Genomic DNA, 19,876 nt, shown 5'->3' with positions numbered 1-19,876 from the left:
GAAGGGCCAAGCTAGGGAGCACTCAGGTCAGATCCTGACCGCTTTACGGGCCGGGAACCACCGACGGCCCGCCGGCTTATTTCTCCGGCTCCGCCGGAGTCGCGGATGACCTGCGGCCGGTGGCCCACACCTCGTCGGCACGGCGGACCCGCGCCCAGAGGGTCTCCCGGTCGGCGTCGTCCAGGTCGGTGAGCCTCAGGCCGAACACGTCACCGAGCACGGCGTACCACTCGCGCTTCGACTCCAGGACCCGCCGGTGGTCCGCGGCGTCACCGACGCGCCGCAGCACGCACCCGGTGAGGACGTCGGCGCCGCCGGCGTCCCGGCGCATGACCGTGCAGGTCCGCACATACCCCGACTCCGGCGACGTCGACAGGTGCTGATGCCGCTCGAGGAAGTCCTCCACCCGCGCCGGCCGCATGCCGAAGTCCATGCCGGTGAAGGCGCCGGAGGGGTCGTGGTCGAGCCGCCATCCTCCGGGCGCGACATCCGAACGCCGGAGGCGGAAACGGAACGGCCCTTGGACGTACTCCCCCTCGCGCAGGGGCAGCGGCTGGTGCAGCCCGTCGCCGAGACCGGCGTCGACGAGCCAGACACCCGACGGGCAGTCTTCGGCCGGAAGGCCGCGTACGGTCAGCGCCAGGTGGTTGGCCAGTGCCGGGCCCGGCGGCTCTGCGGCCCGCCGCGCCTGCACGCCCGCCCGGCGCCAGGTCACCTCGTAGCCCAGCGCGCGCAGCAGAAGGGCGAACGCGCCGTTCAGGTGGTAGCAGTAACCACCGCGGCCCGCCGCGATCCGTGCGGCGGACTCGTAGGGGTCGATCGAGGTGAGCCGGCCGAGCTGGACGTCGAGCGCCTCATAGGCGACGCGCTCGACCTGAGCGGCGTGCAGTGCGCGCAGGGCGGTGACGCTCGGCGGACCCGGATCGACCAGGTCGAGTCTTCGGAGATATGCGGACACGTGGAGACCGGCCATCTCGTACCTCCGCCGCGGATCTTATCGCTATGGGTACGACAATCGGCCACTGCCTTTACAAAGTAAGTTACTGCCATCGTCGACGGGCTCCGGGCGGGAACGATCACCTGGACCGACGAGGAGCTGCGCACGGTGGCCTCGTCACGACAGGACGTCCCCGACTCCGGACCCTGAACGTCCCGCCGGTCACCCGGCGATACGTCCCTCACGCATCTCCAGCCGCGCGCCGGGGAAGCGGTCCCGCAGCGTCCGGTCGTGAGAGACGACGACCAGCGCACCCCGGTAGTCGGCGAGTGCCGTCTCCAGCTCCTCGACCAGGACGAGGGACAGATGGTTGGTCGGCTCGTCGAGCAGCAGGAGATCGTGCTCCGCCGCCAGCAGCCGGGCCAGGGCCAGCCGCCGCCGCTGGCCGACCGACAACCCGCCGACCGGCGTGTCCAGGGCCTCCGGGCGGAACAGGCCGTACGCAAGCAGCCGCTCGCGGTGCTCGTCCGGGTGACCGGGCCGGCTGTCGGCGAACACCGCCAGCGCGGACCGGCGCGGATCGGCGAAGCCGACCTCCTGCGGCAGGTACCCCACCCGGCCGCGCCGCAGCACCGTCCCGGAATCGGGTTCCTCTCCGGCGAGTACGCGGAGCAGGGTGGACTTGCCCGCGCCATTCGGGCCGTGGACCAGCAGGTGGTCACCGGCCGTCACGGTGAGGGAGACCCCGCGCAGCCGGTCGCCGACCGTCGCCTCACGCAGTTCGGCGAGCGTTCCTTCGCCCGCTCCCCCGCCGAACAGCCCATCGAACCGCAACGGGTCGGGCGGCCTGGGCACCGGGTTCGCCCGCAGCTGCCGGAGGCGCTCCTGCGCCTGACGCACCCGGCCGGCGACCGAGCTCTGGACGCGCCCGGCGTCCCGGTCGTAGGCGGGTTTATTGCGGTCCTTCATGGGCCGGCCGGGCGCGACCCTGCGGGCGGTGGTCGCCGCGTGCGTCTCGACGCGTTCGACCTCCTCGCACCAGGCCGCGTATGCCTGCTCCCAGCGGACACGGGCGGCCGCCTTCGCGGCGAGGAACCCGGAGTACCCGCCGCCGAAGCGCGTCACGGCCCCGTCCTCGACCTCGTAGATCACGGTCGCGACGCGGTCGAGGAAGAGCCGGTCGTGGGAGACCACGACGACCGTGCCGTGGTGGGCGCGGAGCCGGTCCTCCAGCCAGGTCATCGCCGGCTCGTCGAGATGGTTGGTGGGCTCGTCGAGCAGCAGGATCTCCGGGGACGCCGCCAGCACGCAGGCCAGCGCGAGCCGGGCCTCCTCGCCGCCGGACAGAGTGCCGAGCGGACGGTCCCGCTCCACGTGGGCGAGACCGAGCCCGTGGATCGCCTTGTCGACGCGGGCGTCGGCCTCGTAACCGCCCCGGGCCTCGTACGACGCCCGCAGCGCGGCGTACTCGGCGAACCGGTCCTCGGTGAGGTCGGCCTCGAGTTCGCGCATCCGGCGCTCCACCGCGCGCAGGTCGGCGAGGGCCGCGTCGATGGCCTGCTGGACGGTGTCCCCGGGCGGCACGATCCTCGTCTGCCCGAGGTGACCGGCGCCACCGTCGGCCATGACGGTCACGTCGCCGTCGTCCGGCGCTTCGACGCCGGCCATCAGCCGCAGCAGCGTCGACTTGCCGGAGCCGTTCTCCCCGACGAGCCCGGCACGCTCCCCGGGCCGTACGGAGAACGAGACATCATCGAGGACGCGGTGATCACCGTAGGACTTTGCGACGTTCCGCAGGGTGAGCTGAGTTGACAAAACGGACCTCCGATACACGGCGTGAGCGGGATTTCGCGGTGTTCGGGGTCAGGCCCATGGCGACTGCTCTCCTCTGCGGGGGACTTATCGCAACTTGTGTTGCGTTAGGATGATGACAGACCAGTGTTCCCGAGCGCAACGGGATTTCCGATGACGATCACCGATGGCCTCGGCCGGCGACCGGGCGGCCGGAGCGCCCGTGTCCGTGCCGCCGTCCGGGCGGCCACCCTGAGCGAGCTCGCCGAGAAGGGGTACGCCGCACTGACGGTCGACGGCGTCGCCGCCCGCTCCGGGGTGCACAAGACCACCGTCTACCGGCGCTGGGGCGGCGTCGAGGGCCTGATCGCGGACGCACTGGAGATGGCGAGCGAGGAGCCCTGGCCGATCCCCGACACCGGTTCGGCGGAAGAGGACCTGCGCGCCCTCACCCGTCTGGTGGTGACCGGTTTCACCGATCCGGACGACGGCCCGGTCTCGGCCGCGTTCATCGCCGCCGCCATGCAGGACTCCGCCGCCGCCGTGGCGCTCGCCGGCTTCTTCGCCTCCCGGCACGAGCAGGCCGCGCGGATCGTGACCCGCGCCGTCGCCCGGGGCGAACTGCCGGCCGGCACCGACCCGGCCGAGGTCGTACGGGCGGCGGTGGCGCCCATCTACTACCGGCTGTTCGTCAGCCGGGAGCCGGTCGACGCGGCGGTCGCCGACCGGGCCGCGAACGCCGCCCTGGCCGCCGCCCGCGCGGGGGCTCTCGGCTGAGTCCCGCCGTGCCCAGGCGGCGGCACACGGGCTCAGCGCGGGTAGTCGCCGATGCCGGACCTGAGCAGGTCGAAGCCCTGGTCGACGGCGGCCCGTACGGCGGGGAGGATCGCCGCGTGGCTCTCGCCGGCGCGGCGGCGCCGGAGGTACTCCATCGAGATGGTCTGGGTCAGCGCGACGACCTGCGCGGCGACCAACCTCGGGGTGGGGTCGTCGGGGTCGGCGTCGGTCTCCTCCGCCAGGACCTGCGCGAGGTGGTCCCTGCGCAGGTCGGACATCTCGCGCATCCGCGCCCGCAGCGACGGGCTCTCGAGCACCATGCGGGAGAAGTCCTCCGCGCCACTGTTGGTGCCGTACCGCCAGTCGCCCTCGTCCAGAGCCTCGTGGAAGTCACGGCGCAGCGCCTCGACGACCGGCTCCCCCGCGCGCCGGGAGGCGACGACCCGGCCGAGGCTCTGGACGGCGAAGTCCTGCCGGTCGAAGAACAGGTCCTCTTTCGTCTTGAAGTAGTTGAAGACCGTGTTGACGGACACGTCGGCGGCCTCGGCGACGTCGGCGACCGTGGTGCGGTCGAAGCCGCGCAGCATGAACAGCCCCATGGCGACGTCGGCGATGCGCTGCCGCGTCTCGCGCTTCTTGCGCTCCCGGAGCCCGAGCTCTTCCGCCATGGTGTCCATGGTATTCGAAATGGTGTGACTCAAAGTTTGGTGTGACACCAAGATTATGGTTAGCCTGCCTCCATGGATCACGTCATCGAGGCGCGTGGCCTCGCCAAGTCCTTCGCCGGCGCCGAAGCCGTCCGCGGCGTCGACCTGACCGTCCGGGCCGGAGAGATCGTCGGCTTCCTCGGGCCCAACGGCGCGGGCAAGACGACGACCCTCCGGATGCTCACGACCCTGCTGCGGCCCACCGCCGGCACCGCGACCGTGGCCGGGCACGACCTGATCGCCGACCCGGCCGGCGTACGGCGCGGGATCGGCTACGTCGCGCAGGGCGGCAGCACCAATCCGTCCTGCACCGCCCTGCGGGAACTGGTGCTGCAGGCCCGGCTGTACCGCGTGCCGGACGCGCCCGCCCGATCCCGCGACCTCCTGGCGGAGTTCGACCTCGCCGACCGGCCGATCGGGTCGATGTCCGGCGGGCAGAAACGGCGCCTGGACATCGCCCTCGGCGTCGTGCACCGGCCCGCGGTCGTCTTCCTCGACGAGCCGACCACCGGCCTGGACCCGCAGAGCCGCAGCGCCCTGTGGGACCACGTCCGGCGGCTCCGCGAACGGCACGGCACGACCGTCTTCCTGACCACCCACTACCTCGAGGAGGCGGACGCGCTGTGCGACCGCGTCCTCATCATCGACCAGGGGCGTGTCATCGAGGAGGGATCACCCAGGGAGCTGAAGGCCCGGCTGGGCGGAGACGTCGTCACCATCGAGATCTCCGGGGACGTGCCGCACGCCCGGTCGGCGCTCGCCGGTCTCGCCGCCGTACGCGAGGTGCGCGTCACCGGGCGCACGCTGCGGCTGACCGTCGCCCCCGGGGACCGCATCCTCATCGAGCTCACCCGGGCCCTGGACGCGGCCGGCGTCGAGCCGCTGTCGATCCGGCACACCCGGCCGACCCTCGACGACGTGTTCCTGGCCCTCACCGACCGGAAGGCGGCCGCTCATGCCGCGTGACACCTGGCTCCTCTTCCGCCACCAGCTCCGGCTCACGCTCGGGGGCTGGCTCGGCCTGCTCTTCGGCGTGCTGCAGCCCGTCCTCAACCTGGTCCTGTTCGGGCCGCTGCTCGGGTCCTACCTCGGGCACGACAGCTGGCAGATCTTCGTCCCGGGCGTGCTGATCCAGCTCTCGCTGCTCAGCCCCGGCCTGGCCGGCTTCGGCATCGTCTTCGACGCCCGGTTCGGCGTCCTCGAACGGCTGCGCGTCACGCCGGCCTCCCGCCTGGCACTCTTGCTGGGCCGGGTGCTCACCAACACCGTCGTGCTCCTCGGCCAGGCGGCGCTGGTCATCGCGGTCGGCACGGCGTTCGGGTTCCGCGTCCCGGTCACCGGGCTGCTCATCGGCCTGACGCTGCTCCTGCCGCTGGCCGCCGGCCTGGCCGCACTGTCCTACGCGTTCGCGCTGGCCCTCCGGCGGCAGGAGCTGTTCGCGCCGCTGTCCAGCACCTTCGTGGTGCCCCTGCTACTGCTGTCCGGCGCGCTCCTGCCGATGTCCACGGCGCCGGGCTGGCTCGACGCCGCGTCCCGCGCGACACCGTTCCGGTACGGCGCCGACGCGCTGCGCGCGGCGTTCGCCGGCCACTACACGTCGGGGACGCTGACGGCCGGGCTGGCCGTCTCGGCCGCGTTCGCGGTGGCCGCGCTGGCGATCGGCACCCGGACCTTCACCCGTCAGAACTCGTGACGCCGGCGGCCTCCAGGTAGGGCACCGGCTCCACCACCGGCCCGCCCGGGGCGACCGACCGCTGGGCGACGAACGCGCCGGCCAGCACGATCGCCCCGCCGGCGAGCTGCGGGACGCCCAGCCGCTCGCCGAGCGCGATCCAGGCGCACAGCGCCGCCGACACCGTCTCGATGTACGCGACGGCGCCCGCGACCGGAGCGGACAGGCGCTGCACGGCGGCGACGCCGGTGAGGTACGCCGTGACCGTGCTGATCAGGACGATCCAGACGACGAGGAGCCAGCCCGGCGTCAGGCGGTCGCCGAAACGTACGCCCGTGGTCAGCAGGTGCCACGGGATCCGCCATGGCGGCGCGGCCACCGCGAGCAGGACCACGCCGACGGTCGATCCGGCGGCGGTCATGACCAGGGGGTCGACGTCATCCCCGACCTTGTCGATGAGCAGGAAGTAGGCGGCCTGGCAGGCGGCCGCGCCGAGCCCGGCGAGCAGCCCCAGAGGGTCGATGCCGAGACCCGACCAGACCTCCACGACGCAGGCGAGGCCGACCAGCGCGATTCCCACGCCGATCGACGCGCTCCGGGGCACGCTCCGCCCCTGGACGAAGCGCATCCATCCGACGACCAGCACGGGACCGGTGAACTCCAGGAGAATCGCCACCCCGACGGGGAGGCGGGAGGCCGCCAGGAAGTACAGCGACTGGCAGCCCGCGATCCCCATCACCCCGTACAGCAGGAGGAGCGGCCAGCGCCCGCGCACCGCGCGCCCGGCGGCACGCCCGCGCAGCAGCAGGGCGAGCGGCACGAGGACCAGGGTGGTGCCGGCGATCCGCGTCCATGACGCCTGCAACGGCGAATAACCCGCGGTGATCAGCGCCTTCCCGAAAGGCCCTGACGTGCCGAACGTGATCGCCGACACGATCCCGAGACCGAGCCCCGACGCCCTGAGCCGCGCGCCGTCCACGCGCCCACCCCCTCCCAATTTAAGGAGCAAAGCTACAGGACGGTCATTACGCGCCGCAATGACGTTCGAAACGACCCACTACGATCGCAACGTGACTTGGCAGGCCCCGGCCGCACCCCCGAGCGACCCGTTCGCGGCCATCGAGACAGACGTGCGCGGCATCACCTCCTCCCCGTGGTGGATGGGCGCGCCGCCACACGCGCGCGCCGAGGCCATCACGTCACGAATGCTGGCCGGGGCCGGTGAATGGTGGCTGTTCGGAGCATGGGGCCGCTGGTACCGCTGCGGCCTGGACGGCAACTGGCACCTCTGCCCGCCCCCGTTCGACCCCGCCGCGCGGCAGGCGGTGATGCCGGCGCCGCCGGGCGCGGGCCGCCCACCGGTCCCGCCCTCGATCCTGACCACCGGGCCGGACCTCACCCCCGGTCCGCTGGCCGCCGACGGCCTGTTCGGCGCGCCGCCCTCCCCGACCGTGCTCGGCCGGCTTCAGCAGACCGTGGCGGCCGCGTCGAGCGCCAACCCCGCCCAGTTCCCCCTGCAGGATCCGCACTTCGTGCCCGGCACCCCGAGCCCGGTCGCGGTGTCCTTCTTCGCCGTCCTCTGGTGCGCGGGCGCTCCGGTCGCCCTGGACGACCACCCGCTCCTCGGCCTGTACGGCCGCCATCTGATCCCCGCCGGGCCGGGCCCGCGCTGGTTCCTGCCTCCCGCGCTCCCGCTGTTCGTCGGCGCCTACACCGAACGTCTGCGGGCCGGCGACCCGATGGGCGCCTCCTACATCGCCCGCGCCCTCTGGGAGACCGCCGAGGCCCTGCGCGGCGAACCCTCCTTCCGGCCACGCGCCGACGCGCTCGCCACGATCGCCGCCAACACCCTGCGGATGGTCCCGAGCGACCACGCCGCCGTACGCTATGGCGACCCGGCGATCGTGCAGGAATGGCTGCGCCGCTGCCCTCCCGAACTACGGGTGACGCTGCTGCGGGAGACGGCGCCGGGCGACCACTTCCGGCTCGCCTGCTACGACCTCGCCGCGATGGCGGCCGCGCTCCCCGCCGCCGCGAGCGGGCCGGCCGAGGCCCGGCGGGTCGCGTTCGCGCTGCTGGCCGCCGACCTCGACGCCGCGCCCGGTGCCATGGCCGCGGTCCTCCCCTGGCTGGATCCCGAAGCGGTCCGCACCCTGCAGTCGCTCGGGCAGCCGGGCCACCCGCTCCGGGAGCTGTGGCCGGTCGACGGCACGCTGCCCGCCGCGGTCGCGGGCGCGGACCCGCAGATCCTGCGGACCCTGCTGGCCGCGTCGTACACCACCGCGCTGTCCTGGTCCCGGCTGGCGAACATCATGCCGCCCCGGCCCGGGTTCACCGTCCCGGCGGCGCTGATGAAGGCGATCGACGCCGGGCCCGAGCCGGAGCCCGGGGAGGGCCTCACCCCGTGGGAGATCATCGAGGCCGCCCGCGCGCACCTCGCCGAGCAGCGCAAGGCCGACACCGCTCCCCCGCCGCAGCCGGCGACGGCGGCCTGGCCGTCCTCCGAGCCGCTCCCCTCCGTTCCCTCCTCGAACCCCGGCTCCGCCCCCACGTCGATCCCCGGCACCCCGGCAGGCACCGGCCCGACGTCCCAGCCAGGCCTGGGAGCACCCACGTCCCAGCCGGGCACGGCAGCGCCGGCCTCTCAGCCGGGCCTGGGTGGGCCCACATTCCAGCCCGGGGGCGGGGCACCGGCGTCCGGCCCGGGGTTCCCGGCCGGCGACTCGTCGTCCGTGCCTCCCGCGTCCGACCTCGACCCTTTCGAGGGCACCAGAGCGTGGGGTGGTGGGCCCGTCGCGCCCCTGGCGGACCCGGGCACCCCGGCGAGCACCGGCTCCGCCGGACCGTCCTCCGATCCCGGCGGCGCCTCATCTGCCGCCTCCCCGTACGAAGGGTGGACTCCCGGGGCCACCGCCGTGACACCCGAGCCCGCCGCGCCCTTCTCCACGGCTCCGCCCACCGCCCTCACGCCTGAACCCGGAATCCCGCCGACCTCGGTCGTCCCGGGCGATCCGGCGGCCGGAGGCGGCACCCCGCCGCCGTTCCCGGATCCGGCGGCCGGAGGAGAAACGGCATCGCCGCTCACGAACCCGGTCACCGGAGGAGGAGCGGCATCGCCGTCGGACCCGGCGGCCGACGGGTCCGACGACGGACCGCGGCTCGTGGAGGCGCACGGCATCACGTTCCTGCCGGGGCCCGACGACATCGAGCGGCTGCTGACGGAACTGCGCCGGCGCGGCACCTGGGCCCTCAGCCTGCGCGGTCAGGAGGTCTCCAGCGCGTCCGCGCCGGCGGTGCTGCTGGTCGGCGAGCTGTCCTGCGGCCAGCGCCGCCTCACTCGCATGATCGCCCGCGCGCTGGCCGAAGTCGGTGTGGGAAGCGGCGAGGTCCACACGCTCATGGCCGACGAACTGGCCGAGATCGATCCGCGGCGGCTGCGCGAGCGCATCGCCGAGTACAGCGGCCACACGCTGCTGATCGAAGGACTGGACACCGTCGTCCTCGACGACGACCGTGGCGCGGCATACGCCTCGGCGCTGTACCGGGCGCGGGTCGAAGGGGTCAGCGAGACGATCCTCGCGGCGACCTGCGCGCCGGGCCGGCTACGCGAGTTGACCGACGCCATCCCGGAGCTGATCACCGACTTCCGCGTCGTACGGCTGCCCGATCTGTCCGATCCGAAGCTTCGCGTCCGCCTCGCGGCGCTGCTGGCCGGGGAACGCCGCCTGAAGCTGGCATCGGAGGCATGGCAGGTGGCCGACTCACCAACGCCCGGCTCGTCGAGGCGTACCTGGACCGTGCCTGCAACCACCACCTCGGCCAGGCGGGCGAGACCCAGATCTTCCAGGGGCAGAACACCCTGACCCTCTCCATGGAGGACTTCCAGGGCGTCGCCGCGGAACTCGAGCCCTGAGCGTGCGGCGGCCGGTGCCGGGCGGGTCACCGCATCCGGCTCCGGCCACGACGGCCACGGCGGCCAGGCCGGCGGGACGAACGCCCCGACGGCGATGCCGGTGAACGAACACAGCCGGGCCACCACCAGCGGGGCCAGGGGCGGGGCTCTCAACGCCGCCTGGACGCCGGTCTCCGGCTGAAACGCCGGGGCCGCTCGGGCCGGGGACGTGAGCGCCGTCATAGTGACCAAGCGGTAACTTCGGGTCTACCCTCGCCGCGTGGACATCGTCTTCGAACGGCGGGGTGACGGCCCGCCCCTGCTGCTCATGCACGGCATCGGCCACCGCTGGCAGGCCTGGGAGCCGGTCATCGACCGGCTCGCCAAGGAACGCGACGTCATCGCGGTCGACCTGCCCGGATTCGGCGCCTCGCCACCCCTTCCCCCCGGCACTCCGTACACCCTCGACAGCGTGGTCAACGTGCTACGCGAGTTCATCGACCGGCTCGGCCTCGACCGCCCGCACGTCGCCGGCAACTCCCTCGGCGGGCTGTTCGCGCTCGAGGCCGCCGACCGGGGACTCGCCCGATCGGTGACCGCGCTGTCCCCCGCCGGGTTCTACACGCCGCTCGAACTGCGGTACGCCGGACTCGTGCTGCGCGCGTCGCGGTTCGGCGCCGGGCTGCCCGCCTCGACCATGCGCCGGCTGGCGAACACGCCGCGGATGCGCCGTCTCATGTTCGGCATGATCTACGGGCGGCCGGAACTCATCGGCGTCGACACCCTGCTGGCCGACGCGGCCGCGCTGCGCGGCGCGGTGGGCTTCGAACCGACCCTGCGGGCCGGTCGCAGGACCACGTTCCGCGGCAGGCTGCGGGACGTCCCGGTGACCATCGCGTGGGGCACGCGGGACCGTCTTCTGCGGGCGAGCCAGGCCGTACGCGCCCAGCAGACGCTGCCGCACGCGCGGTTCGTCTGGCTCCGGGGATGTGGGCACGTCCCGATGGGCGACGACCCCGAACTCGTCGCCCGCGTGCTCCTCGATGGCAGTTCCGGATGATCGGCGACCGGCCGATTCGGTGATCACCGGCCTCCGCGGCGGCCGGGCCGCGCGGAGGCCGGTGCGGTCCTCCCGGCGCGGCTCGGGGGCTTCCCATCCGGACGTCCGAGAGTGACGATGAGGGGGTGACCCGCCCTCCGGCGCGGCCCGCCGGCCGGAGGACGGGCGGCCCGGCACCGCTGTGGGCGCGAGCGCTCACCGAACGGCTGGCGGTCGGCACGTTGACCGGCCAGCGGATTTCGCCGTAATGGCCCGCAGCGGCCTGCCGGCCCGCCTTCTCGGCCCCTCGTGCCACGCCACCGGCCCTCCACCCCCAGCCTCGGTGCCGGGCGATGAGGTCCGGCCATAATCAGCATCCGCGCCAATATTCGGCGTGCGCCCATCTCGATATCGCTGCATTCGCCGGGGTCCGCGGCGCTATGCTGACGTCTTCATTGTGGACCGCACCCCTCGGTCACCGGACCGAATTCCGCGCCTCTGCGCAGGCTCCGCCCGCGATGCAACCCGCAGTGCAGGTTGCACGGCAATTCCACACGCAGATCTCGACAGAATCTCCGTTTGTTACTTTTGGGTGTAACCAGCTCACCCCCCATGCCCATTTCGCGGGAATCACGGGATAATAAACTCCCCGAGCGAAAGGGTCGCGTCATGTTCGGTCGGTCGATCTATGTTCCGGAGAACCCGGCGCTGATCGGCGGGTCCCCCCAGGCGGTGCACGAGCAGCTGTGGGCGCAGGGCAAGCGCCGCCGGCTTCAAGTGCGTGGTGCGCTCGCCGCGCTCGGCCTGGTGATCGGCACGGTACTTGTTGATGTCTGGTTCGGGCTGCTGGCCGCGGTGGCGGTCGCCGCGGTCGACGCTCTGTACTACCTGCGTCAGCGGATGGCGTCCAGCGTCTGGCGCAAGGGCCAGCGGGGCGAACGGCGTACGTCCACCCTCCTGCGCCTGACCCTCGGCTGGCGCGGATACCGCGTCCTGCAGGGAAGGAACGTTCCAGAACACGGCCAGATCGACCACCTGGTGATCGGGCCGACCGGCGTCATGATGGTCGACAACCAGGCCGTCGCTCCGGACACCGATATCGCCTCCTACCAGGGCACGCTGTACGTCGACGAGCGATCCGGCGCCAAGATGGTCGCCGCGTTGCGTGCGCGGGCCGACGCCACCGCCGCCCTGCTCGCCGAGCGTCTCGGCGGTGAGGTCGCCGTGGAGGCCGTGGCCGTCATTCACGGCGGTCGCCTCGCCCGTGGTCTCGTCGAGGCCGAGGGCGTGACCCTCCTCCGCATGCATCGCCTGCCCGGGTGGGTCCGGGGCCAGCGCACCCGTTTCTCGCCCGAGCAGGTGGCGACCATCGCCGAGGCGGCACACCGGCTGCCGATCAGCCGGCAGGCGATCATCGTCCGCTGATCCGCGGCCGGCCGGCGTTCCGGTGTCACCGGGCAGCTCTCCTGATCACTCGGCTCCGCTGACCGCGCGGGGGTCCTCTCTCCGCCCGAGCGGGGACTCCCCTCGCTCCCGCCGGCTGCGAGACGGCGGGCGCCCGGTGGAACCCGTGCGGAAGAGCCAGTCCAGGCGGGGTTCCACGGCCCACCGGAACATCCGGCGCGCCAGGTCCCCGGAGAGGAGCACGGCGAGGAGCACGCAGCCGCCCGTCACCAGCACGACCTGCCGGCCGGAGATGCCGTAGTACCAGTCCTGGTACGACAGGTACAGCGTGAAGAACCCGTGGAGCAGGTAGGCGTACATCGTCGCCGAGCCGAGCCGGGTGAACCAGGTGCGCCGCGCGGGCACCACCGCGAGGAACGCCACCGTGAGGATCAGCGCGGCGGCCATCGTGGCGATCCGGAACCCGACGCCGGCCGAAGCGCCCACCCCGAGCTGGCCGAAGCTGCGCCGCCAGTGCACCCACTCCGGGTCGACGCTCAGCGCGAGCACGTAGGCGGTGAGACCTCCGAGGAGGAGCACCGCCGCGCCCGCGACTCGTACGGCGCGGCGGTGCAGGACCGCGAAGTGCCGCGGTCGCAGGGCCAGGCCGAGCACGAAGAAGGGCAGGAACGACAGCACCTGGGCGGCGTTGAGCATGCTCGGCAGGGTGACGAACCCGGCGAGCATCGAGATCAGCACCGCCACGATGACGGGCAGGCGGATCTGCTGCCACAGCGGCGTGGACAGCCGCCACAGCAGCAGGGCGGGCAGGAACCAGGTCAGGTAGTAGGGCTCCAGCGGATCCCAGCCGACGTGGCGGCCGGACAGCAGCGCGGCCCAGAGGGGATACGCGACGCTGAACAGCACGTACGGCACCACGATGGCGGCGATGAGCTTGCGGGTACGGCCGCGGGTGGTCGGGAAGCCGCGTGAGAAGTACCCGCACATGACGATGAAGGCCGGCAGGTGGAAGGCGTAGATGAACGTCTGCGCCGCCTCCAGGATCCGGCCGCCGACGTTCGCGCCGCGGAGCGGCTCCCAGGCATGGCCGATGACGACCAGGACGACGGCGAGGAACTTCGCGTTGTCGAAGTAGGGATCCCGATCGGCACGGGCGGGCTCGGCACGGGCAGGTTCGGTACGGGCGGGCGCGGTATCAGCGGGTTCGGTACGGCCGGATGCGGGGCGGCGGGTGACAAGGCGGACGAGGTCGGTGTGGATCCTCAAAACGGCGGAACCTCGGTCGGAGACGACGGCTTGCCAGGTCAGTCAACAGGACGTCCCTGAACGGATGTGCAAAGGGCCCTGAACGCACCGTGGCCGGTGAGGCGGGCGCTCAGGGCGCGGCGCCCCCCGGCCGGCAGTGCCGGCACGGCCGGTATCCGGCGCGTTCGGCCTGTCCCAGGGTACGAAAGCCATGCCAATGCGCCGGTGTGATCCGGCGCGCGTCGCGGCAACTCGGGTAGCACACGACGCCGGTGGTGTCGCTGCCCACGAAGTAGACGTTCTTGGCCGCCAGAGTGCCGACCTCGTCGAGATTGACGTGCTCCATGCGCAGCAGCCGTTCCTTGGCCGGCATGCCGAAGACGTACTGCCCGATCAGGCCGTCGGAACGGGTCACCCGGTGACAGGGGATCAGCAACGGCACCGGGTTCCTCCCCAGGGCGGTGCCGACCGCCCGGACCGCCTTCGGCCGGCCGATCCGCTCGGCGATCCAGGCGTACGGCCGGATCTCACCACGCGGGATCGTCGCGGCCGCGCGCAGGACCGCCGCCTCGAAGGGACGCAGTCCGCGCAGGTCCAGGTGGAGCCCTTCGGCGCGCCCCGTCCGCAGCGCCCGCACCAGGGCCGGGGGCGGGCTGCCGCCCGGCAGCAGCGGCCGCGCGAACCGGCTCCGGAACGACGCGGCGAACTCGTCCTCGTCCTGCTCGGCGCGCAGGTAGGCGACGCCCTGGTCGGTCATCGCGACGTAGACGTCACCGATCGCGGCGTCGACCCGCACCCAGCGGGCCGCCACCCGGTCGAGCAGGCCCGCCGGCGCGCCGGTGGCCAGTGCGCCGAGGCCGGCGATCAGCGGATCCCGCCGGTCGGAGGGCTCCGGGTCGTAAGACTCAACGGTGCTCATCGTGAACTCCCCGGGTAGAGCAGGCGGAGTCGCTTGAGACCCCGCGAGATGTGGGACTTGACCGTGCCCTCGGGGGCTCCGAGGATCGTCGCGATCTCCGCGATCGGCAGGTCCGCGACGTGCCGCAGCACGACGGCGAGGCGCTGCTCCTCGGGGAGCTCGCCGAGCAGCGCGGCCAGCTCGCGACCGGTCTCGGATCGCTCGGCGGCCTGCTCGGTGGGCTCCGCCGGATCGGCCGCCTCCGGTGCGGCCTCCAGCGGCGCCGGAGGCGGGTGCCGGGCGGCCGAGCGCGCGGTGTTGCGCCAGAGGTTCGCCACGATGGTCATGAGCCACGGGCGTGGCCGCAGGCTCTCGATGCGCTGCGGCTCGTAACCGGCGAGCGCGCGATAGGCGCGCAGGAACGCCTCCGCCGTCAGGTCCTCCGCGTCCGCCCACCGCCCGCACAGCCGCAGCGCCGCGGAGAAGACGAGGTCACGGTATGCGTCGAAGAGCGCGACGAAGCCGGTGTCGAGGTCCTCCGTGAGCGCGGCGACGATCGGGAGGCGGGTATCGGTGTCGGTCACGTCGATAGAACACCGGCCGAGGTCGCCGGGTTGCGGGCCATCACGTTCGTCCTGTCGTCTTCGATGAACAGTCGTACGATACCGCCGCCTACCTTTACAATGTAGATCCATTATGGGGGCCGACGCGCCACCGGTCGCAGTTCGCCGCTATTCGCCCGATCCGCAGGACGGAGAGACCGTGACCAGCACCACCGTGCGTGAGGCCCGTGAGGCCCTGATCCGCACTCATTTCGAGTCCGAGACCGCCCAGGATTTCGACGTCACGCTGGCGACGATGAGTCACCCCCGCTACGAGATCATCCCCACCGGCGAGGTGTTCGACGGCCCGGAGGAGGTGATGGGCTACTACCACCGCTCCCGTGCGGCCTTCCCCGACCAGCGGCACGACAACGTCCGCCTGCGCCATGCCGACGACGCCGTCATCGCGGAGTTCGACCTGCTCGGCACGCACCTGGGCGAGGCGTACGGGATTCCGCCCACCGGCCGCACCTTCCGATGCCCGATGGTGGCGTTCTTCTTCTTCGACGGGCCGGACGGCGACCGGATCATCTGCGAGCGGGTCTACTTCGACATCGCGACCATCGCCACCCAGCTCGGCGTCATGCCCGGCCCGTTCGGCGGCTCCTCATAGCGGCGCCGGCCGCGAGACCCGTACGAAGAGCCGTGCCGGGGAGGTGCCGGGTCGCCGGTGGGATCGGTTAGGCTGGTGGGGCCGGTGTGGCATGTGTCCCCGGGCCGCACCTACCGCCTTCGCGGAATACCGTCCGGCCATCTGGCCGGGGCAGGAGCCGCGTTGTGCCTTTCGCCGAGAGGCGACCACCACACCGGCCCAAGCGTGGCACCGCCCCCGCGGGATCCTCCCGCGGGGGCGGCTTCGTTCGTCAGACCGGCACGGTGACCACGGCCGCGGCCACCAATGAGGCGATCACGAGCACGGCGGTCGCGATCGCCACGACGGCGCGGATGCGCCGCCGCCTGCGCAGGCGCCCGAAGTTGGACAGCCGGTCGGCCAGGCGGGGGTCCTCCTGACCGAGTTGAGATGCGATCTCGGTGAGGATTCGCTCCTCCTCCATCGAGAGCGCCATGCCGCACCTCCAGGGGGTCACAGATTTCCAGGAATCATCCCCTGTTTGTTCTGCCTGGGAAACCTCAAAAAGCCAGCGAGCCTCGGCCTTTGCGGCCGAATACCACGTGGTCTCCGTAAAAGCGCTGGTCAGCCGCCTTGGGCGGTCATATGGGCACCCCGGGTAGGAGAACTCTCCCGGTGCCGCCCGTCCAGCGCCGTCACGTAGTAGGTGTAGACCTGGCCGGATTCGGCGGTGTGGTCGGTGATCCGGGTCGTCGCGCCCGGCACCACCATGAGGAGGTGACGGGCCTCCGGGGCGGCACACGCCGGCCCCTCCGCCGCCGAACGGTAGACGGCGTACGCCGCGGCGCCGACGCCCTGCCAGGTCAGCCGCCGGTCCTTGGCCACCAGGCCGCTGGGCGCCGACAGCAGGGCGGCGGGCGTCCGCGGGCTCACCGGGGCGAGCGCCGGACGGCCGAAGTGGTCCTTCGCGAGCCGGGACGCGAAACCGCGGCGGTCCTGCCGCAGATCGGTGGCGCTGAAGATCGCCTCCCCGGTCACCTCGGGGTGCTTCGCGTCGATCGCCAGGTGGCGGGAGAGCTCGGCCGCCTTGTCCCACGGGCCGCCGTGCCCGACCTGGTACGCCGCCTGCCCGATGATCAGCTGCACGTGCGTGCCCGCCACCTGCCTGGCCCACCACGCCACGAGCGTCCGGTAGTCCGCGGCACCGAACCCGATCGGCCAGTACAGCTGAGGGACGACATAGTCGATCCAGTCGTTCTTCACCCACCTGCGGGTGTCGGCGTAGATGTCGTCGTAGCTCTGCAGCGCGTGGGTCGCCGAGCCGTTCGGGTCGTCGGACCTGTTGCGCCAGACCCCGAACGGGCTGATGCCGAACCTCACCCACGGTTTCGCCTGGTGGATGCGGGCCGACAGGGCCTGGACGAGCAGGTCGACGTTGTGCCGCCGCCAGTCGGCGCGGCTCTTGAAGCCGGCGCCGTACCTCGTGAACGTCGCCTTGTCCGGGAACTCCTTGCCCGGCAGCGGATAGGGGTAGAAGTAGTCGTCGAAGTGGACGCCGTCGACGTCGTACCTCCGCACGACGTCGAGGACGACCTTCGACACGAGGTCGCGGACCTCGGGCAGGCCGGGGTCGTACCAGAGCGCGTCGCCGTAGCGGTACACCCGGTCGGGATGGACCCGGGCCGGGTTGTTCGGAGCCAGGCTCTTACGATTGGGCCCGGTGCTCACCCGGTAGGGATTGAACCAGGCGTGGAACTCCAGCCCCCGCTTGTGCGCCTCGTCGACCAGGAACCGCAGCGGGTCGTATCCCGGGGCCTTGCCCTGCTTCCCCGTGAGGTACCGCGACCACGGCTCGTACGGGGACGGGTAGAAGGCGTCCGCCGACGGCCGGATCTGCACGTAGACGGTGTTGAGGTTCCGGCGTACGGCCAGGTCCAGGAGGGCGCGGTACTCCGCCTGCTGCTTCGCCACCGGCAGGCCCGGCCTGCTCGGCCAGTCGCCGTTGCCCACCGACACGATCCACATGGCCCGGGTCTGCCGCCCGGCGTCCGAACGGGCCGTCGTGACCTGACCGCACTCGGCCGACTGCGCGGCGGGGGGCCGGGTGCGGTCCGGGTGACCGCCGCATCCGGCCATGGCGACCATCGCCGCCGCGGCGGCGGCGCTCCTCCTGACGATGGACAACCCCACGACAGGGCATTCTGCCCGAGACTCCGGAGTGCTTTGGCGGGTATCCCTTACTCAGTGACGACAAAAGGCGGCGGCTATGAACGACACCCTCCGGCTCGGCCGGATCGGCGGCGTACGCGTCGGCGTCAACTGGACCGTGCTGGTGATCTTCGCGCTCATCACGTACGGCCTGGCCGGCGTGCAACTGCCGCACACGTACAAGGGCCTGCCTCCGCTGGTCTACGCGCTGGGCGGGCTGCTCACCGCCACCGCCTTCCTGGCCTCGCTGCTCGCCCACGAGCTGGCGCACGCGCTCGTCGCCCGCCGGAACGGCCTCACGGTCACGGGGATCACGCTATGGCTGCTCGGCGGGGTCTCCCGGTTCGAGGGCGAGCCGGCCACGCCGGGCGCCGAGGTGCGCATCGCCGGGTCCGGACCACTCGTCAGCGCGCTGCTGGCGGCGGTCTTCGGCACCGCGTCGGCGATCCTCTTCCTGGCGAAGGCCGACGGCCTGGCGACCGGCTGCCTCACCTGGCTCGCCCTGATCAACGGGCTCCTGGCGGCCTTCAACCTGATCCCCGCCGCTCCCCTGGACGGCGGACGGCTCGTGCACGCCCTGCTGTGGCGGAGGTCCGGCGACCGGCTGAAGGCGACCCTGTACACGACCCAGGTCGGCCGGGCGTTCGGCTGGGTCACGATGCTCAGCGGGTTCTACATCGCGATGTGGAGCGCGGACGGCCTGTGGCTCACGCTCGTCGGCTGGTTCCTCATCACGGCCGCCGGTCTCGAGGCGGGGCAGGCCAGGGTCCGGGCGAGACTCGACGGCATCCCGATCCGCCGCATCATGACGCCCGACCCGTTCACCGTGCCGAGCACCATGCCGGTCGCCGAGTTCCTGCGCGAGATGCTGCCCCGCCATCGGCACTCGGCCTACCCGGTCGTCGACGACGGCGTCGTCCGCGGCGTCGTGACCACCGAGCGGATCCGCCGTGAACCGCCCGACACCCCCGTCGGCACCCTCGTGGAGGACGCGGAGCACACGACCGCCGAGACCCCGCTGACCGAACTGCTGGCGAAGCTCGCCCGCACGCGCCTTCTCGTCTTCGACGGCGACCGCCTGATCGGCATCGTGACCCCCCACGACCTCACCCGCGAGCTCGAACACCTGACCCGCGAGGCTCCCGGCTTCCCGGCGCGCTGACGGCCGCCGGTCCCCGGCCGGGCGAGCGGGCCACGATGACCCCGGCGACGATCAGCAGGCCGCCGGCGAGGGTGTTCCAGCCGAGCGGTTCGGCCAGCAGCACCGCCCCCAGCAGCGTGGACCACAGCGGAGTCAGGTACGTCACGGTCGAGGCGACCGTCGGACCTGCCGCCCGGATCACCCCGAGGTTGATGATGTACGCCAGCCCGGTCCCGACGGCGCCGAGCACGGCCAGCGCGACGGCCGCCCCCGGCCCGGGCCAGGACGGCGGGCCGGCCACCACCGGCGCGACGAGGGCGAGTTCGGCGGTCGCGCAGAGGATCTGCAGCGCCGAGAGCGCGACGGCCGACTCCGCTCCCCCGGCGAAGAAGCGCCGGGTGTAGGTGAAGCCCGCGCCGTAACACGCGGTCGCCCCCAGGCAGGCCAGGCTGCCGGCCGGCGTGCCGCCGTCGAGCCCCCGCCAGATCCCCAGGACCAGGAGCACGCCGCAGAACCCCGTCACCAGCCCCATCGCCCGGCGGTACGTCGGCCGCTCGCCGGGGATCACGGCGACGGCGAACAGCAGCGTCGTCAGGGGCGTGGTGGCGTTCCACACCCCGGCCACGACCGAGCTCACCCGCGTCTCCGCGTACGAGAACAGCGCGAACGGCACGGAGTTCAGCAGAGCCGCCACGACGATGGCATGCGCCCACATCCGCGTGCCACGGGGCACGGGCACGCGCCGCGCGGCGCAGACCGCGCCCAGTGCCGCCAGCCCGAACAGGCACCGCCACAGGGCGACCCACAGCGGCGCGACGCCCGCCTCGATCGCCACTTTGATCAGAGCGAAGCTCGAACCCCAGATCACCGACAGGATCACGAACCCGGGGGCCCAGTCCGCCGGCCCTCTACGCCGCTCCATCCGTCCTCCCTCACACCGCGAACACCGATCCGGGACGTGATCATGCGCGGCGGTGCGATGATGAGTCCAA

General features: G+C 72.6%; 18 protein-coding genes. 8 read left to right on the top strand and 10 right to left on the bottom strand.

Features of this window, described 5'->3' with window-relative positions; all coding sequences use genetic code 11:
- Window positions 1-76: 76 nt before the first annotated feature.
- A complete protein-coding gene (locus tag NE235_RS01550) occupies window positions 77-958 on the bottom strand; it encodes an arylamine N-acetyltransferase family protein (RefSeq protein WP_252798829.1) in 882 nt (293 codons plus the stop codon).
- A 201-nt stretch (window positions 959-1,159) separates the two neighbouring features.
- On the bottom strand, window positions 1,160-2,770 hold the full coding sequence (gene abc-f, locus NE235_RS01545) for a ribosomal protection-like ABC-F family protein (RefSeq protein ID WP_406567522.1): 1,611 nt from the start codon (window positions 2,768-2,770) through the stop codon (window positions 1,160-1,162).
- A gap of 132 nt (window positions 2,771-2,902) precedes the next feature.
- Here abc-f and NE235_RS01540 point away from each other — a divergent pair, with 132 nt between their 5' ends.
- The gene (locus NE235_RS01540) at window positions 2,903-3,505 is read left to right on the top strand and encodes a TetR/AcrR family transcriptional regulator (RefSeq protein WP_252798827.1); all 603 of its coding nucleotides are present in this window, start codon (window positions 2,903-2,905) and stop codon (window positions 3,503-3,505) included.
- Between the two features lie 32 nt (window positions 3,506-3,537).
- On the opposite strand, the gene NE235_RS01535 is transcribed toward NE235_RS01540, so the two are convergent.
- Window positions 3,538-4,173 (bottom strand): TetR/AcrR family transcriptional regulator, encoded by a 636-nt coding sequence (locus tag NE235_RS01535; protein WP_252798826.1) that lies wholly within the window; start codon window positions 4,171-4,173, stop codon window positions 3,538-3,540.
- 72 nt (window positions 4,174-4,245) lie between these two features.
- On the opposite strand from NE235_RS01535, the gene NE235_RS01530 reads away from it, so the two are divergent.
- Window positions 4,246-5,178: an ATP-binding cassette domain-containing protein gene (locus tag NE235_RS01530; RefSeq protein ID WP_252798825.1), complete on the top strand. Its 933-nt coding sequence runs from the start codon at window positions 4,246-4,248 to the stop codon at window positions 5,176-5,178.
- On the top strand, window positions 5,168-5,905 hold the full coding sequence (locus tag NE235_RS01525; protein WP_252798824.1) for an ABC transporter permease: 738 nt from the start codon (window positions 5,168-5,170) through the stop codon (window positions 5,903-5,905). The genes NE235_RS01530 and NE235_RS01525 overlap by 11 nt, the downstream gene beginning before the upstream one ends.
- On the opposite strand, the gene NE235_RS01520 is transcribed toward NE235_RS01525, so the two are convergent.
- Window positions 5,886-6,863, bottom strand: a complete 978-nt coding sequence (locus NE235_RS01520; RefSeq protein ID WP_252798823.1) for an EamA family transporter — start codon at window positions 6,861-6,863, stop codon at window positions 5,886-5,888. The two genes, NE235_RS01525 and NE235_RS01520, sit on opposite strands and share 20 nt — an antisense overlap.
- A gap of 91 nt (window positions 6,864-6,954) precedes the next feature.
- Between NE235_RS01520 and NE235_RS01515 the strand changes: the two genes are divergently transcribed.
- From NE235_RS01515 to NE235_RS01505, 3 genes are all read left to right on the top strand, one after another.
- Window positions 6,955-9,747 carry a hypothetical protein gene (locus tag NE235_RS01515; RefSeq protein WP_252798822.1) on the top strand — a complete coding sequence of 931 codons (2,793 nt, stop codon included), beginning with the start codon at window positions 6,955-6,957 and terminating at the stop codon, window positions 9,745-9,747.
- A gap of 309 nt (window positions 9,748-10,056) precedes the next feature.
- On the top strand, window positions 10,057-10,836 hold the full coding sequence (locus NE235_RS01510; RefSeq protein WP_252798821.1) for an alpha/beta fold hydrolase: 780 nt from the start codon (window positions 10,057-10,059) through the stop codon (window positions 10,834-10,836).
- 648 nt (window positions 10,837-11,484) lie between these two features.
- The gene (locus tag NE235_RS01505) at window positions 11,485-12,240 is read left to right on the top strand and encodes a nuclease-related domain-containing protein (RefSeq protein ID WP_252798820.1); all 756 of its coding nucleotides are present in this window, start codon (window positions 11,485-11,487) and stop codon (window positions 12,238-12,240) included.
- Between the two features lie 45 nt (window positions 12,241-12,285).
- Here the strand turns inward: NE235_RS01505 and NE235_RS01500 are convergent, their stop codons facing one another.
- The 3 genes from NE235_RS01500 to NE235_RS01490 all read right to left on the bottom strand — a co-directional run bounded on the left by NE235_RS01500 (window position 12,286) and on the right by NE235_RS01490 (window position 14,946).
- The gene (locus NE235_RS01500; protein WP_252798819.1) at window positions 12,286-13,485 is read right to left on the bottom strand and encodes an acyltransferase family protein; all 1,200 of its coding nucleotides are present in this window, start codon (window positions 13,483-13,485) and stop codon (window positions 12,286-12,288) included.
- 109 nt (window positions 13,486-13,594) lie between these two features.
- Window positions 13,595-14,383: a methylated-DNA--[protein]-cysteine S-methyltransferase gene (locus NE235_RS01495; protein ID WP_252798818.1), complete on the bottom strand. Its 789-nt coding sequence runs from the start codon at window positions 14,381-14,383 to the stop codon at window positions 13,595-13,597.
- Window positions 14,380-14,946: an RNA polymerase sigma factor gene (locus NE235_RS01490; protein WP_252798817.1), complete on the bottom strand. Its 567-nt coding sequence runs from the start codon at window positions 14,944-14,946 to the stop codon at window positions 14,380-14,382. The genes NE235_RS01495 and NE235_RS01490 overlap by 4 nt, the downstream gene beginning before the upstream one ends.
- Window positions 14,947-15,124: 178 nt before the next feature.
- On the opposite strand from NE235_RS01490, the gene NE235_RS01485 reads away from it, so the two are divergent.
- Entirely contained in the window at window positions 15,125-15,577 is a 453-nt protein-coding gene (locus NE235_RS01485) for an ester cyclase (protein ID WP_252798816.1), read from the top strand.
- A 250-nt stretch (window positions 15,578-15,827) separates the two neighbouring features.
- Here the strand turns inward: NE235_RS01485 and NE235_RS01480 are convergent, their stop codons facing one another.
- Together NE235_RS01480 and NE235_RS01475 are read right to left on the bottom strand one after the other, a co-directional pair.
- A complete protein-coding gene (locus tag NE235_RS01480; protein WP_252798815.1) occupies window positions 15,828-16,031 on the bottom strand; it encodes a DUF3040 domain-containing protein in 204 nt (67 codons plus the stop codon).
- A 128-nt stretch (window positions 16,032-16,159) separates the two neighbouring features.
- Entirely contained in the window at window positions 16,160-17,725 is a 1,566-nt protein-coding gene (locus NE235_RS01475; protein WP_252798814.1) for a glycoside hydrolase family 10 protein, read from the bottom strand.
- Window positions 17,726-17,801: 76 nt separating this feature from the next.
- Between NE235_RS01475 and NE235_RS01470 the strand changes: the two genes are divergently transcribed.
- A complete protein-coding gene (locus tag NE235_RS01470; protein ID WP_252798813.1) occupies window positions 17,802-18,905 on the top strand; it encodes a site-2 protease family protein in 1,104 nt (367 codons plus the stop codon).
- Here NE235_RS01470 and NE235_RS01465 read toward each other — a convergent pair.
- The gene (locus tag NE235_RS01465) at window positions 18,850-19,806 is read right to left on the bottom strand and encodes a DMT family transporter (RefSeq protein ID WP_252798812.1); all 957 of its coding nucleotides are present in this window, start codon (window positions 19,804-19,806) and stop codon (window positions 18,850-18,852) included. The two genes, NE235_RS01470 and NE235_RS01465, sit on opposite strands and share 56 nt — an antisense overlap.
- Window positions 19,807-19,876: the final 70 nt, after the last annotated feature.

Source organism: Actinoallomurus spadix (genome assembly GCF_024055725.1).
Lineage (GTDB): Bacteria > Actinomycetota > Actinomycetes > Streptosporangiales > Streptosporangiaceae > Actinoallomurus > Actinoallomurus spadix.
This window is presented reverse-complemented; position numbering and strand designations above follow the sequence as displayed.

Excerpts from the sequence above, each read along its gene's own strand:
- NE235_RS01505 (WP_252798820.1), top strand. The coding sequence starts at position 11,485 with ATGTTCGGTCGGTCGATCTATGTTCCGGAGAACCCGGCGCTGATCGGC.
- NE235_RS01470 (WP_252798813.1), top strand. The coding sequence starts at position 17,802 with ATGAACGACACCCTCCGGCTCGGCCGGATCGGCGGCGTACGCGTCGGC.
- NE235_RS01530 (WP_252798825.1), top strand. The coding sequence starts at position 4,246 with ATGGATCACGTCATCGAGGCGCGTGGCCTCGCCAAGTCCTTCGCCGGC.
- NE235_RS01480 (WP_252798815.1), bottom strand. The coding sequence starts at position 16,031 with ATGGCGCTCTCGATGGAGGAGGAGCGAATCCTCACCGAGATCGCATCT.
- NE235_RS01535 (WP_252798826.1), bottom strand. The coding sequence starts at position 4,173 with ATGGCGGAAGAGCTCGGGCTCCGGGAGCGCAAGAAGCGCGAGACGCGG.
- NE235_RS01465 (WP_252798812.1), bottom strand. The coding sequence starts at position 19,806 with ATGGAGCGGCGTAGAGGGCCGGCGGACTGGGCCCCCGGGTTCGTGATC.
- NE235_RS01495 (WP_252798818.1), bottom strand. The coding sequence starts at position 14,383 with ATGAGCACCGTTGAGTCTTACGACCCGGAGCCCTCCGACCGGCGGGAT.
- NE235_RS01540 (WP_252798827.1), top strand. The coding sequence starts at position 2,903 with ATGACGATCACCGATGGCCTCGGCCGGCGACCGGGCGGCCGGAGCGCC.
- NE235_RS01525 (WP_252798824.1), top strand. The coding sequence starts at position 5,168 with ATGCCGCGTGACACCTGGCTCCTCTTCCGCCACCAGCTCCGGCTCACG.